Here is a 14,566-nt window from a genome sequence, read left to right on the forward strand (position 1 = left end):
AATTGGATACGGCTTACAAATTCCCGGGCATCTGCGCAGATTTGCCCTCTGGTTCTCGCGAAATCCCTTGAAATCTGCGGACCGGCGTAGTAAAATAAAAAAGCGGTCGCTGCCGCGTTCCGAAATGGGAGCAAGGGGGAAAAACATGAAGCCGTTTTTGCTGGCGCCATCCTATCAGGATTACCTGTGGGGTGGGGAGCGCCTGAAACAGGAATACCACAAACAGACCGACCTGTACCCGCTCGCTGAAAGCTGGGAACTTTCGGCGCATCCCGACGGCCCGAGCGTAATCGCCTCGGGAGAGCTTTCGGGGATGCCGTTTTCACAGTTTGCGGCAGAATACCCGCAACTGTTGGGACATGCCTATGCAGGCAAACAGGAATTCCCGCTTTTGATCAAGCTGATCGACGCAGAAAAAGTCCTCTCGATCCAGGTGCATCCGGACGACGATTACGCGCGGGAATTCGAAAATGGCCAGCAGGGCAAGGAAGAGATGTGGTATCTGCTCGACTGCAAAGAAGGCGCCTCCCTTTATTTTGGGTTCCGTGAGCAGATCAGCCGGGAGGAATTTGGGCGCAGGCTCTCGGATGGGACGATCACCGAGGTGCTCAACCGCGTACCGGTCAAAAAAGGGGATGTCTTTTTCATCGAAGCAGGCATCATCCATGCGATCGGCGAAGGGATCGTCGTTGCTGAAATCCAGCAGAACTCCAACCTGACCTACCGTGTGCACGATTTCAACCGCCTCGGGCCGGACGGAAAGCCTCGTTCCCTCCAACTGGACAAAGCGCTCGCGGTCACCTCGCTGGTTCCGTCCAAGCCACAGCAGCAGGCCGCTGCTGGACCGGTCCGGGAACAGCCCGGGCAGTTCCGGGTGAAGCCGCTCGTCAGATGCCGCCGGTTTTCGGTTGACCTCGTTCAGGTGGAGGCCGCATATACCCATCCTGTCGACCCGGCGTCGTTTGTTTCGATCCTCTGTGTCGAGGGGGCCGGAACCTTACGTTGGAAGGAAGAATCGCTTTCCATGCAAAAAGGGGACAGCATATTTGTGCCCAGCGACTGCGAACAAGTCAGCCTCATGGGGACCGGGGAATATCTGTTTACCTACCTGTAATCATACATAAAAACAGAAAAGAAAGACAACAAAGAAAACCGCTGTATCCATACTTATAAGAACCCGCTTTTCGGACGTTTCATCCCTGTGGATACGGCAAAGACAAAAGACAGCCTGCATATTCGCGGGCTGTCTCTGCTCTTTTTCAGGGGAGGAAGATGATGATGAGCCGGACGGTAAAAGGCTATCTTTTCAGCATTCTGTCGGCGGTGGTGTTCGGCAGCCTGCCTGCAATCGCAAAACTGATCTACGCGGAGGGGCTGAACCCGCTCAGCCTTGTTTTTTTCAGGAACGCACTGGCAGTCCCGGTGTTATTCGGCATCCTCCGCTGGAAAAAAATATCCCTTCGTCTGACACGCAGACAGGCGGTTCAGCTCTGCCCGATCGGGCTTTTGTGCGGGCTGATTACCCCTGGCCTGCTTTTTTTATCCTATGTCTATATCTCTTCCGGTATGGCAACCACCATTCATTTCAGTTACCCGGTATTTGTGCTGCTCGGATGTGCGCTGTTCTTCCGCGACCGGATCACCCCGGTGCGGGCGCTCTGCGTCCTCTCCTGTACTGCGGGTATCCTCCTGTTTTATACGCCCGGGGAATCCGCCAACCTGTTCGGCATGGCGATCGCCTTCATCTCCGGGATCACCTACGCGGCCTATATCATCGCACTTTACCGGAGCTGCCTACAGGAAATTTCCCCGTTCCTGTTCAGCTTCTACATGTGCCTGGAGAGTGCGGTGCTGCTGCTCGCCGGGCTGCTGCTTGCCGGGCAGTTCACCCTCCCGGAGACTGCGCTCGGCTGGTTCGCTACACTGGGGCTTGCGGTGGCCGCTTCGATTGTCGGCGTGGTCCTTTTCCAGATCGGCGTCAGCCTGATTGGGCCGCAGAACGCTTCGATTCTAAGCACCTTCGAACCGATTACGAGCATCACGCTGGGCGTCCTGATCTACCGGGAGCCATTCGGACTGAAAACAGCATTGGGCGCGGGTCTGATCCTGCTTGCGGTCACCCTGCTTTCGTTGGCGGAAAAACGCAAGGGAAGCCCTGTGGCGGAATCCTAGCCGGCGGAGGGGACGGGTTGCAAGTTTCCGGCGGGTGTGATAGAATGAAGGGTAATATCATCAGAACGATTTGGAAGGCGCCGATATTGTGATTACGATTCTTATGGCAACCTACAACGGGGAATCCTATCTTGCGGAACAGATCGAGTCGATCCTCCGCCAGACCGAAACCCGCTGGAAGCTCATTATCCAGGATGACTGCTCCACCGACCGGACCGCGGCAGTCGCGCAGGAATTCGCGGGGCAGTATCCGGAAAAAATCCGCCTGATCCGGCGGGACAGCCCATCCGGATCGGCAAAGAACAACTTTTTCAGTATGCTCTCGCTGGCAGATACCCCTTACTGCATGACCTGCGATCAGGATGACGTGTGGCTTCCGGAGAAAATCGCGCTCACGCTGGAAAAGATGCGGGAATTGGAGTCCGCCTGTGGGGCGGACACGCCGCTTCTGGTGCATACTGATCTGAAGGTCGTGGACAGCAGGCTGAACGAGCTTTCCGGTTCGCTCCTGTATATTCAGGACCTGTCCGCCAAACGGGACGCCCTCCATCAGCTCATCGTTCAAAACATTGTGACCGGCTGCACGATGATGGTCAACCAAGCGCTGCTGGCGCGGTTTGTCCCGATCCCGGAGGCGCAGAACTGTATTATGCACGACTGGTGGCTCGCCATACTCGCGGCAGCGTTCGGAAAGATCGGATTTGTGGAGACACCCACCATCCTTTACCGGCAGCATGGCAGCAACCAGGTCGGCGCCAAAAATGCGCACAGCCTCTCCTACAACTGGGCGCGGTTCCGGGACCGGGCCGGCGCAAGGACGGTCCTGCGGGACACCTACCGGCAGGCGGGGGAATTCCTGAAGGTTTACCGCGCAAAGCTGGACACACAGCAGGTCCGGCTGCTGGATGCCTACAGCGGCATCCCCCTGCATCCGAAGTGGAAGCGGGTCTGGGTCCTGCTGCGGTACCGGTTGTTCAAAAAAGGATTCAAACGGAAACTTGCGCAAATTTTATTTGTATAGAAATGGATGGGGCTTTTTATGAAAGGAATTGTTCTGGCAGGCGGCTCTGGGACCCGCCTCTATCCGCTCACCATGGTGACCTCCAAGCAGCTCCTGCCGGTTTATGATAAACCGATGATCTTTTATCCGCTGTCCACATTGATGCTGGCGGGCATCCGTGACATCCTGATCCTGTCAACCCCACGGGACCTGCCGAATTTTGAGCGCCTTCTGGGGGATGGTTCGGATTTCGGCATCCAGCTTTCCTATTTGGAACAGCCCTCGCCGGATGGTTTGGCACAGGCATTCCTGCTGGGCGAACGGTTCATCGGTGGGGATAGCTGCGCAATGGTTTTGGGCGACAACCTGTTTTACGGGAGCGGCCTGATCCGGCATCTGAAAAAAGCGGCTGCACAGCAGAGCGGCGCCACTATCTTCGGCTACTATGTGGAGGACCCCGAGCGGTTTGGGGTCGTGACGCTGGATGCGGCGGGAAAAGCGGTTTCGATCGAGGAAAAACCAAAAAATCCGGTTTCCAACTACTGTGTAACCGGGCTTTACTTTTACGATCAGACGGTCTGCGAAAAGGCCAAGAAAATCCGGCCCTCCGCGCGCGGGGAGCTGGAGATCACCGACCTGAACTGTGCCTATCTGCAGGAGGGGACCTTACAGGTCACTACGCTCGGGCGGGGCTATACCTGGTTTGACACCGGGACAGTGGACGCGCTTGCACAGGCGTCTGACTTTGTTCGTATGATCGAGAACCATCAGGGGGTGAAAATCGCAGCGCTCGAGGAAATCTCATACACCAACGGCTGGATTTCTAGGGAACAGCTTCTGTCGGCAGCGGACCGCTACGGCAAAGCGGCTTATGGAAAACACCTGCGGGCGGTGGCAGACGGAAAAATCCGGTACTAGAAGCGGGGGATGCAGTCTCCATAGCTTCTGGGGAAAGAGATTTCGTCTGCCTGCGGGATGGAGACACCGGTGTTGAGGATTAGAGAGGGATATGGGATGAAAACAATAAAAAAGCTGTGGAACTATTCCTGCTTCGACTGTTACGCTTTTGGGATACTAATTGCGGTTGAACTGTTGATGTCGTTTACCTTTCTGGGGTATCTACATATTCCGCCTATTTCCGTTACCATCGCATATCTCCCCATTCTGGCGGCAGGCTGCCTTCTCAGCCCTGCGCACTCTGTAGTCGTTGGGTTTACCTTTGGAATCGCCAGTATGTATAAAGCCTCCTCATCCTATGTGATGCCGGCAGATGCAATATTTTCTCCCTTTTTAAGCGGATCCCCGGCCAGCAGCCTTTGGTTGAGTGTCGGGACAAGGACGCTGTTTGGGCTGATCATTGGGGCCGCGTTTTTAGCCGCGAGGAAAACAAAGCGCAATCGTCTGTGGATCGGGGTGGTTGCTGCGATTTCTCCCAAGGTGCATTCGCTGCTTGTTTACGCTGCGATAGGGACTTTGTTTCCAGAACTCGGGTACCGTTACAGCTCGGCGCTGCACTGGGAATGGGATGATGCAGTCTTTGCGCTCATCTGCGTAGTCACCGTTGAACTTCTGTGGACAGCCTATCAAAGCAACACCATGCAAAACATCCGTTTTTGTATTGATCAGTCGGTCGACAACCCCTACTCCTCCAAAAAAATGAACCTGTTCTTTGTGATATTCGCCTTTTTTATCCTGTTTATGGCAATTTGTGCAACCTTCTATTTCTCTCAAAGAGAATCTTATATGCTCAACCAGCATGGGTTCGCGGTATCCGATCAGGTCTCTTCTGATCTGCTGCACTTGCAGATCCAATTCTTGGTGGCTTCTCTGTCACTGAATGTGATTTCTGTGATTCTATTGAGCTGCATCTACAAGTATATGTCGTACAACGGGTACCGGAGAGAGATGGACGAGCTAACTGGTGTAATGGGAAGGCGCATGTTCCTTTATCATTGCGATAAAATGCAGAAAACGTGCAGCACAACCACCCAAAAAACCGGTTGGTTTTTGTTTGTGGATGTAGATTATTTTAAGAAAATCAATGATACCTTTGGGCATCCGGTTGGAGATAAGGTCCTGAAAGAGATCGCGATGCATCTGCAAGTGATTTTTGGAGAGGATGGAAAGGTGGGAAGGCTTGGCGGGGATGAATTCGCCGTTATCATCGAAACGCCAATGCCGCCGCAGGAACTGGGTCAACGGCTGGAACGGTTCCTGAACCTGATCTCCGGCATACTGCCTGAGCAAAAAACGAGCTGCAGCATCGGCGCCTGCCAGTTTGTTTTTCCGCAAACCGTGAAGCATATCCTAACCGAAACGGATAAGATATTATACCAGGCAAAGGAGAACGGACGGGCCTGTTACAGGATGCAGGCGCACCCATGTCAGGAACCCGTTACCTGCGGCGGGAACGGTTAGGCCCCCTGGCCAGCTATTTGTGTATCGTCTGGGCGGGTTATCTGCCTGCCCGGTTGAAAAAACGTTGATTTCTATGACTTGCGATAGGAGGCGGTCAATATGCAGGTGATCCCAACCAGGCTTCCTTCGGTTTATATCCTGGAGCCAAAAGTCTTTGGGGATTCCAGGGGTTGGTTTATGGAAACGTGGTCGGAGCGCGACCTGGAGCGGGCCGGGCTTCACTACCGTTTCGTGCAGGATAACCAGTCCTTTTCCGCGCAGAAAGGGGTACTGCGCGGCATCCACTTCCAAAAGGGGGACGCCGCACAGGCAAAGATCGTCCGGTGCAACAGGGGGGCGGTTCTGGATGTGGCGGTCGACCTCCGGAAGGGTTCCCCGACCTTTAAAAAGTGGGTTTCGGTGGAACTCTCCGCCGACAACAAGCGGCAGCTTCTCATTCCGCGCGGGTTCGGCCACGCATTCCTCACGCTGACCGATTCGGTAGAGTTCCTGTATAAGGCCGACCGGTTTTATACGCCCGAAGCGGACCGGGGCATCCGCTGGAACGACCCGGAAATCGGGGTTGAATGGGGCTGTGAAAATCCAGTCCTGTCCGAGAAGGACCGGAATGCTCCCTTCCTGAGCGAAAGCGACGTCGATTTTATCTATGAATGAGGGGCTTACAATGAAACGATTGATAACAGGCGGAGCCGGATTTATCGGAAGCAATTTTATCTATTATCTGCTGGACCGCCACCCGGAGGACCAGGTCGTTTGTATGGATGCATTGACCTATGCGGGCAACCTGGAAACACTGGCGGACGCGGCTAAAAATCCGCGCTTCCGGTTTGTAAAGGCGGATATTGCAGACCGTCAGTCGGTCTACGCGCTTTTCGAGGCTGAAAAGCCGGATGTGGTGGTCAATTTTGCGGCGGAGAGCCATGTTGACCGGTCGATCAAGGACCCGGAAATATTTTTGCGCACCAACGTCATCGGCACAAGCGTGCTGCTCGACGCCTGCCGGATTTATGGAATCCAGCGGTTCCATCAGGTTTCCACCGACGAGGTCTATGGAGACCTGCCGCTCGACCGCCCGGACCTCTTCTTTACCGAAGATTCCCCGGTCCGCGCCAGCAGCCCTTACGCTGCGTCCAAAGCGTCCGCGGACCTGCTGGTACAGGCCTACCATCGCACATTCGGCATCCCGGCCACGATCTCCAGATGCTCCAACAACTATGGGCCCTACCAGTTCCCGGAAAAGCTGATCCCACTGATGGTGGTGAATGCGTTTCAGGATCAGCCGCTCCCTGTCTACGGAAAGGGGGAAAACGTCCGGGACTGGCTGTATGTGGAGGACCATTGCTCCGCGATCGACGAAATTCTGCTGAAAGGGACCGCCGGCGAGCTGTATAACATCGGCGGGCACAACGAGCGCACCAATCTGGAGGTGGTCCGGACGATCCTGCATGAGGTCAGGAAACCGGAAGAACTGATCCAGTTTGTGCAGGACCGCCCCGGGCACGACCGCAGATATGCGATCGACCCTGCAAAGATGCAGAAGACATTCGGGTGGGCGCCCAGGACCGCGTTCAGCGACGGCATCCGGAAAACCATCCGGTGGTATCTGGAGCATAAAATCTGGTGGGAGCATATCGCCAATGGGCAATACCGGCAGGCACGCCTGGCATCCGATATCGGCCGCCCAATGGGGGAGGGGCTGTCTTGAAGGTGCTGGTGACCGGTTCCCGCGGACAGCTAGGTAGCGATGTCTGCAAAGAACTGGAAACACGTGGAATCCCATATTGCGGCGTTTCGACCAGAGAATGTGATATAACGGATGCAAAAGCAGTGGATGCCCTTTTGGAGTCCTGCCGCCCGGATGCCGTGATCCACTGCGCCGCCTATACCGCTGTAGAAAAGGCGGAATCCGAGCGGGAGCGCTGCTGGCAGGTCAATGCGGACGGTACACGCAGCCTTGCGCTGGCCTGCCGCAGGACCGACGCGAAGCTGCTCTACATCAGCACCGATTATGTCTTTTCCGGCGAGGGGGACCAGCCGCATCGGGTGGACGATCCCACCGGCCCGCTGAATGTGTACGGTGAGACCAAACTTGCCGGGGAACAAGCGGTCAGGGAGCTGCTGGAGCATCACTGGATTGTCCGTACTTCCTGGGTCTTTGGGAACCATGGCAGCAATTTTGTGAAAACCATGCTCCGTCTCGGGGCAGAGCGGGAAGACGTGCGCGTGGTGGATGACCAGGTCGGCTCCCCCACCTATACGGGTGATCTGGCAAAGCTGCTCTGCGACATGGCTGTGGGTGACAAATATGGGACCTACCATGCGGCAAATGCGGGGTTCTGCTCCTGGGCTGAGTTTGCCCGGGAGATTTTCCGGATGGCGGGCCTGCCAGCGAGGGTGCTCCCGGTATCGACAGCGGAATATCCATCCAAGGTCATCCGCCCAATGAACTCAAGATTGGATCAGAGCGCACTGCGAAAAGCAGGGTTCCAGCCCCTGCCGCATTGGAAGGATGCATTAAACGTATTTTTCAGTCGGGCCTGACTTTTCACCAAAGAAGTCCGGAGCGGGTATCCCCCTGCTCCGGGCTTTTTCAGGTTTCTTTTTGGCAGCCTGCCTCAAAAGCTGCCCTGCGGCAAAGGCCGGCAGCTCTTCCGAACAAAATCTCCAAAAGCGGATTGCGCCAACCATCCTAAAGATGTTACAATATGAAAAAGGAACACCGAAAGAGGCCAATGAAAGGGGATTCATTATGACTGTCAGAGAGATTCAGCCGATTCTGGATGCGACCGTCTACTGTGAAGGCGCATCGTTCGATGCTGCGGTAAAGACCGCATGCGGCAGCGACATGATGAGCGATGTGCTCGCCTATGTGAAGGACCAGAGCGTCCTGCTCACCGGCCTGCTCAACTCGCAGGCGGTGCGCACTGCCGAAATGATGGATATGCTCTGCATCGTCTTTGTACGGGGAAAATGCCCGGACGAGTCGATCGTCCGGCTTGCGCAGGAACGGGGAATCGCTGTCATGAGCACCAGATACCCGATGTTCGCTGCCTGCGGCAAACTGTACGAAAAGGGCCTGAAAGGGGGGGAGGACACGGATGTCTGATGCAATCCGTCTGGAATATGAGGTTCCCGGGGACGATTTTACCCGGGCAGGAGAGGCTTCGAGCGATGTCAAGCGGCTGCTGAAAAAGCTGGGCGTAGCGCCGGGGGCGGTGCGCCGGGTGGCAATCGCGCTCTACGAAGGGGAGATCAATCTCGCCATCCACGGCGGCGGCGGGCAGATCGTGGTGGAAGTTTCGCCCGAGGAGGTCTCCATGGTGCTCTCTGACCATGGACCCGGCATCCCCAATATTGATCTGGCGATGCAGGAGGGCTGGTCCACCGCCCCGGACAGTGTGCGCAATCTGGGGTTCGGGGCAGGCATGGGTCTGCCGAATATGAAACGGAATGCCGACGAAATGACGATCGAGAGTGCTGTTGGCGTGGGCACAACGGTGCGGATGAAGGTGCAGGTCGGCTAAAAATCCTGTTTTTTCGTTCAGGTTTTACTCGCTTTTGTCCCAGCTTAAGAGCCGTCTGCGGCAGCGGGTTTCACACTTCGGGCTTGAACGGCAAGAAGAGAGGGCGTTCCCTGCAAACGAACTGGGCAGGGCCCCAAAGTGAATGTATGTGTGGATTTTTATGGAATGGAGGAATTCAGGATGGAGCGAGGAACGTTTTTCCACTCGGTGACGCTCGACCGGGAGAAGTGTCACGGCTGCATCAACTGTGTCAAGCGGTGCCCCACCGAGGCGATCCGGGTGCGCAACGGCAAGGCACAGATCATCACCGAACGATGTATCGACTGTGGAGAATGCATCCGGGTCTGCCCACATCATGCGAAACAGGCGACCTTTGACTCTTTTTCGGCGATCGACCGGTTTCCCTATAAGGTTGCTCTGCCTGCGCCCGCGCTTTACGGGCAGTTCAATAACCTCGATGATGTGGACCCGGTGATCGGCGCACTCGAGCTGATGGGGTTCGACGAGGTGTTCGAGGTGGCGCGCGCGGCGGAACTGGTTTCGGATGCAACCCGCCGGTATATGGCAGGCTGCCAGGTGCGGCGGCCGGTGATCAGCTCGGCCTGTCCGGCAGTACTGCGGCTGATCCGGGTACGGTTTCCAGAGCTGCTCGATAACATCCTGCCGATGCACGCCCCGATCGAAGTGGCCGCGCGGCTCGCCAAGCGGGAGGCCGCTGCCAAAACGGGCCTGCCCCCTGAACAGATCGGCGCATTTTTTATCAGCCCCTGTCCCGCTAAGGTGACCGCAGTCAAGATGCCGCTGGGCACCGAGAAGAGCAGCGTGGACGGCGTTCTGGCGATCCGGGAAGTGTATCCTCGTTTGATCAGCCTGATGAAGGACGTCCCCGTCTCCGCGGGCGAGCTTTCAGGCGCGGGCCGGATGGGAATCGGCTGGGGAAGCAGCGGCGGGGAAGCTGCCGCTGCCCTGCGGGAACGCTATCTCGCTGCCGACGGGATTGAAAATGTGATCCGGGTGCTCGAGGACCTCGAGGATGAGAAGTTTTATGACCTGGACTTTGTAGAACTGAACGCCTGCTCGGGCGGCTGCGTGGGCGGGGTGCTCAACGTCGAGAACCCGTATGTAGCGCGGGCCAAGCTCAAGCGGATCCGGAAATACCGCCCGGTTTCCTGCAACCGCCTGCCGGACGACGACCTCTCCCCCTACCAATGGGACCTCGCCGTACAGTACGAGCCGGTACTCGAGCTGGATGCCAACCTGAAAGCCGCAATGGAAAAGATGCGCCAGATGCATGAGATTGAGGAACGGCTCTATGGAATGGACTGCGGAAGCTGCGGCGCGCCCTCCTGCAAGGCGCTTGCCGAGGATGTGGTGAGGGGCTTTGCGGAGGAGAACGCCTGCATCTTTAAGCTGCGGGATGAGATGCGCGCGATGGCCGACGGGCTGACCCGGCTCGCGCGGGCGCTGCCCAGAGCGTCGAACAGCGAGGACAGCCGCGAAAATAGTGAAAAGGAGAAAAGCCGATGACAGTAAAAGAGGTTGCAGAGCGGCTGGGGTTCTCCCTTCTGGCAGGGGAGGAGTCGTACGGGCGGGAGGTTGAAAGCGTCTACTGCTGCGACCTTCTCAGCTTTGTGATGGGCCGGGCGCCTGCGGACAGCGCGTGGGTGACTGTGATGGGCAACGTCAACGCGATGGCGGTTTCAATGCTGGCAGATACCGCCTGCATCGTACTTGCCGAAGGTGCGGCGCTTGATGCGCAGGCAAAAGAGAAAGCTGACCAGAACGGGATTGCGGTGCTTGGAAGCAAACAGCCGGTCTACGAGGCCGCCCGGGCCATCGACCAGCTGATCCGCGGATGAGGCCGGTATTTTATGACCTGCATATCCATTCCTGCCTTTCCCCCTGCGGGGATGCCGATATGACAGTGAACAACATCTTGAACATGTCGCTGCTCAAGGAACTGGAGATGATCGCGCTGACCGACCACAACACCTGCCGCAACTGCCCCGCACTGATGCAGGCCGCCGAAGGGACTGGTCTGGTTGTAGTCCCCGGGATGGAGCTTTCGACCGCCGAGGAGGTGCATATGGTCTGCCTGTTCCCTGCCCTGGAAAACGCGATGGCGTTTGACCGGTATGTCTACGACTGCCTGCCGCCGTTCGCAAACCGCCCGCAGATTTTCGGGGAACAGACCATCCTTGATGCGGAGGACCAGCCGGTCGGGACGCTGGAGAAACTGCTGGTCAACGCAACCTCGATTGGGATTTCCGCGCTGCCCAGCCTGATGCGGGAGTACGGGGGGCTGTGCTTCCCTGCCCATATCGACCGGGGGAGTTACAGCGTCCTTTCCAATCTGGGGTTCCTTCCGCCCGAGTGTGGATTCCGGGCGGTCGAGGTTGCTGATCCGGCCCGTTTTTTTGCGGACGGGCAGCACGCCGAAATCCGGGAACAGTATACGGTCGTGGTCAGTTCGGACGCGCACTACCTCGAAAACATCTCCGAGCGGGACCACTGTATCCATCTGGAGACAACCGATTTTCATGGATTGGCAGGGCGGATGTTATGAACCTTCGTAAACTGGAACTTTGGATTGTCGCGGCGCTGCTTCTCGGATGTGGCATCTGGGGCGCACTGCTCTACCTCCCCCGGTCGGGTGAGCCGGTGGCAGTGCTCTCGGTCGACGGGCAGACCCTGCGTACCATCGACCTCACCCGGGCTTCAGACGGTGTTTTCAGCATCCAGCCCGAAACCGGCAAGGCTGTAGCGTTCGAGATACAGGATGGCGCGATCCGGTTTCTCTCGTCTGACTGCCCGGACCAGGTCTGCATACAAGCTGGATGGGTTGCGCGCCCGGGGGAACGCGCGGTCTGTATGCCTAATCGGACCGCCCTGGTCTGTTATGCCCGCGAGGAGGCCCCGTCACCTTAGAGCCTGTTCAGCATCTAGGGGTTGTTTGAAAAATCGAAACGACCGTCTTTTTCTCTATTTTCAAACAACCCCTAAAGTTTTACTCAATTTTTTTGCTCCTGTTTTCCATAATTTGGTGAATTTCCGCGAAGCGGCAAGAGGGGGCTTTTTGCAAGTATAAATTCTGTTTACTATAGTTATTAAGATACAACTTAACCGGTATGGCATATCTGTTCATGTCTCTTAACGAATGACATATACTGCGCTGGGGGTGTCGCCCTCAGCGCCTTTTTATGTAGTTCCCAATATACCACTATACCACAAAGAAATAATATATTTATCTTTATTGTCTTTAAAAATTAAAAACAATTTTAATTTTTAGAAATATCACTATATTTTATAGAAAAACTTTAAATTTTATAGAAATCTCTAAAAACTTATGATATAATGAAAAATAATAGCAGAAAAAAGATAATTGCTCGATTATCCACAATTTGGGCGGACCTTAAAGCCTGTTTTAAAATCATCAAAGTAACCAAATAATGAAGTTCATGCGTAGGCAGGGGAGGAATTTATATGACAAATATCACAAATTCACTTCGGACTATGAATACCATACTAAATATTGCTATAGTGTTAATTGCCCTATCTCTTGTATTCATATTAAAGGATCAGCAATTTTCTCAATGGTTAATTCCTCTTCTTATTTTTTTTCAAATTTTGGCGATTATTCTGGACTACTTCTACCAAAAACGTGTGGATAAAGCGATATTTGAAAACAGAAAAAACGAATTACTGAAAGAAGCCGATCCTGATAAGCACAAAAACACTATTCAAGGCGCTCGTGAAGAATTAAGACTGGGTTTGGAAATTCTAATGTCAGCTTCTGTTGTTATTTGTCTGATTTGGGCTATCTCCGCGCACAATATATTAATACCCGCAGGGTGTCTATGCTTACTTTGTGTTGCATACCTTTACGCTGACTATATTCCCCACACATATTCGTATGCTAAAAAGTATGATATTTTTAGTATGAATGATTGGATAGCTGCCTCGTATATTCAAGGGTTAGCTAGAATTTATTTAGAAGAGTACACGCGTACGAGATTTTGCAGAAGCCATTCATTATATAGTGAACTTTCAGTTTATGAGTATGATGAAAACTGTCTAGAACAAGAAGAATGTATTAAAAACATTCTCCGTATGGGGTTAGATTCTATAAAAAATAACTATTTGATCTTTAGTATAGTTCTTACAGCATTCAATATTATTTTTATCAAGCCAGATGCTATAGATTATATAGCTGGGGAATTACTTAGAAATATTAATAATAATAATGGTAAAGAGATTTTCTTTTCTTTTTTACTGCTGGCCATTAATGTAATATTTGCAGCAATAAATCTGCTCTCATTTTCTCGATATAGAGAAGAGTGTGAAAGCGAAAAGCATATAATAATGTTGCTTATAAACGAAGACACAAAAGCAAGATTTGACGAATATAAAAAATCTTTCGAGAAAAATCGGACGATTCGAGCCAGAGGAATCTTTGTTTTTTGTTCTACTTATATGGATCAAAATAAATCATTAGATTCAATTAAACTTCAGTATAGAATGCTTTTTACGCATAGGCTTGATGCAAATCTTTCTCGATTTTGGTCAACTGTAGGTTTATCTGGAATAGCCTTGCTATGCTTTCTTATATATTGGGGCATTTGCTGGTCAATAATTGGAATGTTATTCGCTATTCTGTTTGCCATAGTTGTCATTTTTCGACTCCTGATTTTAGAGAAAATAGGGAAAATACAGATTATCAAAAAGTGTGAAGAATTAATAGAGCAAGCGGAATATGTATCATAAATGTCAACACAAAAGACGTGAGGCGACTATTTGATTATCAACAAACCGTATCTTAAAGCACTGAAACGAGGGAATAATTGATGCGTCTCTATTACAACCCGCAACATGTGAATACTTTTGGGAAAGCAACAAGAGGCATTTGGATGATACGACTCGTATCCATTCTGATAGAACAAACTAATCCTATAGTATCATACATAAAGGAAAAGCAGGGGCTGCACAAAAATAGTGCAGCCCCTGCTTATTTGAGTAGTAATTCAAGACCGTTACGCAGCCTGTCATAGCGAGCATTAATGTCCTCGTACATCGCCTTGTAATCCGGTGGCTCCGGGACATCTGCGGGCAGCTTAGGAACTACCAGATCGCTCTGGGAACACCAGCCGCCCGATGTGCCAGCGATACTCTGCCCATCTCCAATAAACCAGACCTTGGCCGGATTGATTGTGCTGTCGGATAACCCGCCTGCCTTCGCATACTCGGTCTTGGTATTGATGATCCGGTTGCTGGCCGTTACCGACACGCCAGGAGCGAGGGTAGGATATTTGGTGTCGGTGTCCAGCTCGATATGCAGATGCGGACCGCTGGTATTGGCCCCGGTGTTGCCATACTGGGCAATTACCTGCCCGCGCCGCACCTTGTCTCCTGCCTTAATCTTGACGCTTGCATGGTGGTAGGTGCGGGCGGTCAA

Annotated in this window: 16 protein-coding genes; 15 read left to right on the forward strand and 1 reads right to left on the reverse strand. The window is 53.6% G+C overall.

Annotation, left to right across the window (positions count from 1 at the left end):
* Positions 1–145: 145 nt before the first annotated feature.
* From D5269_RS06450 to D5269_RS06520, 15 genes are all read left to right on the forward strand, one after another.
* The gene (locus D5269_RS06450; RefSeq protein WP_016315574.1) at positions 146–1,114 is read left to right on the forward strand and encodes a type I phosphomannose isomerase catalytic subunit; all 969 of its coding nucleotides are present in this window, start codon (positions 146–148) and stop codon (positions 1,112–1,114) included.
* A gap of 158 nt (positions 1,115–1,272) precedes the next feature.
* Positions 1,273–2,172: a DMT family transporter gene (locus D5269_RS06455; RefSeq protein ID WP_120484249.1), complete on the forward strand. Its 900-nt coding sequence runs from the start codon at positions 1,273–1,275 to the stop codon at positions 2,170–2,172.
* An 88-nt stretch (positions 2,173–2,260) separates the two neighbouring features.
* On the forward strand, positions 2,261–3,193 hold the full coding sequence (locus D5269_RS06460; RefSeq protein WP_120484266.1) for a glycosyltransferase family 2 protein: 933 nt from the start codon (positions 2,261–2,263) through the stop codon (positions 3,191–3,193).
* A gap of 18 nt (positions 3,194–3,211) precedes the next feature.
* Positions 3,212–4,090 carry a glucose-1-phosphate thymidylyltransferase RfbA gene (rfbA, locus tag D5269_RS06465; protein ID WP_120484250.1) on the forward strand — a complete coding sequence of 293 codons (879 nt, stop codon included), beginning with the start codon at positions 3,212–3,214 and terminating at the stop codon, positions 4,088–4,090.
* A gap of 96 nt (positions 4,091–4,186) precedes the next feature.
* A complete protein-coding gene (locus tag D5269_RS06470) occupies positions 4,187–5,590 on the forward strand; it encodes a GGDEF domain-containing protein (protein ID WP_120484251.1) in 1,404 nt (467 codons plus the stop codon).
* 99 nt (positions 5,591–5,689) lie between these two features.
* Complete coding sequence (rfbC, locus tag D5269_RS06475) at positions 5,690–6,244, forward strand: dTDP-4-dehydrorhamnose 3,5-epimerase (protein WP_120484252.1); 555 nt, start codon at positions 5,690–5,692, stop codon at positions 6,242–6,244.
* A gap of 10 nt (positions 6,245–6,254) precedes the next feature.
* On the forward strand, positions 6,255–7,295 hold the full coding sequence (gene rfbB / locus D5269_RS06480) for a dTDP-glucose 4,6-dehydratase (RefSeq protein WP_120484253.1): 1,041 nt from the start codon (positions 6,255–6,257) through the stop codon (positions 7,293–7,295).
* The gene (gene rfbD / locus D5269_RS06485; RefSeq protein ID WP_120484254.1) at positions 7,292–8,131 is read left to right on the forward strand and encodes a dTDP-4-dehydrorhamnose reductase; all 840 of its coding nucleotides are present in this window, start codon (positions 7,292–7,294) and stop codon (positions 8,129–8,131) included. Before rfbB ends, rfbD begins: the two co-directional genes overlap by 4 nt.
* A gap of 208 nt (positions 8,132–8,339) precedes the next feature.
* Entirely contained in the window at positions 8,340–8,696 is a 357-nt protein-coding gene (locus D5269_RS06490; protein WP_016315564.1) for a DRTGG domain-containing protein, read from the forward strand.
* Positions 8,689–9,114 (forward strand): ATP-binding protein, encoded by a 426-nt coding sequence (locus tag D5269_RS06495; protein ID WP_120484255.1) that lies wholly within the window; start codon positions 8,689–8,691, stop codon positions 9,112–9,114. The genes D5269_RS06490 and D5269_RS06495 overlap by 8 nt, the downstream gene beginning before the upstream one ends.
* 180 nt (positions 9,115–9,294) lie before the next feature.
* The gene (locus D5269_RS06500; RefSeq protein ID WP_120484256.1) at positions 9,295–10,641 is read left to right on the forward strand and encodes a [Fe-Fe] hydrogenase large subunit C-terminal domain-containing protein; all 1,347 of its coding nucleotides are present in this window, start codon (positions 9,295–9,297) and stop codon (positions 10,639–10,641) included.
* Entirely contained in the window at positions 10,638–10,973 is a 336-nt protein-coding gene (locus tag D5269_RS06505; protein ID WP_120484257.1) for a DRTGG domain-containing protein, read from the forward strand. Before D5269_RS06500 ends, D5269_RS06505 begins: the two co-directional genes overlap by 4 nt.
* Positions 10,970–11,680, forward strand: coding sequence for a PHP domain-containing protein (locus D5269_RS06510; protein ID WP_120484258.1), 711 nt, complete (start codon positions 10,970–10,972; stop codon positions 11,678–11,680). Before D5269_RS06505 ends, D5269_RS06510 begins: the two co-directional genes overlap by 4 nt.
* Entirely contained in the window at positions 11,677–12,042 is a 366-nt protein-coding gene (locus tag D5269_RS06515; RefSeq protein ID WP_016315559.1) for a NusG domain II-containing protein, read from the forward strand. Before D5269_RS06510 ends, D5269_RS06515 begins: the two co-directional genes overlap by 4 nt.
* Positions 12,043–12,597: 555 nt before the next feature.
* Positions 12,598–13,878, forward strand: a complete 1,281-nt coding sequence (locus D5269_RS06520) for a hypothetical protein (RefSeq protein ID WP_120484259.1) — start codon at positions 12,598–12,600, stop codon at positions 13,876–13,878.
* Positions 13,879–14,119: 241 nt separating this feature from the next.
* On the opposite strand, the gene D5269_RS06525 is transcribed toward D5269_RS06520, so the two are convergent.
* The coding region (locus D5269_RS06525) for a M23 family metallopeptidase (RefSeq protein WP_147407932.1) at positions 14,120–14,566 on the reverse strand (447 nt) is incomplete at its 5' end.

Source organism: Anaerotruncus sp. 1XD42-93 (genome assembly GCF_009917605.1).
Classification (GTDB): Bacteria; Bacillota; Clostridia; order Oscillospirales; family Ruminococcaceae; genus Anaerotruncus.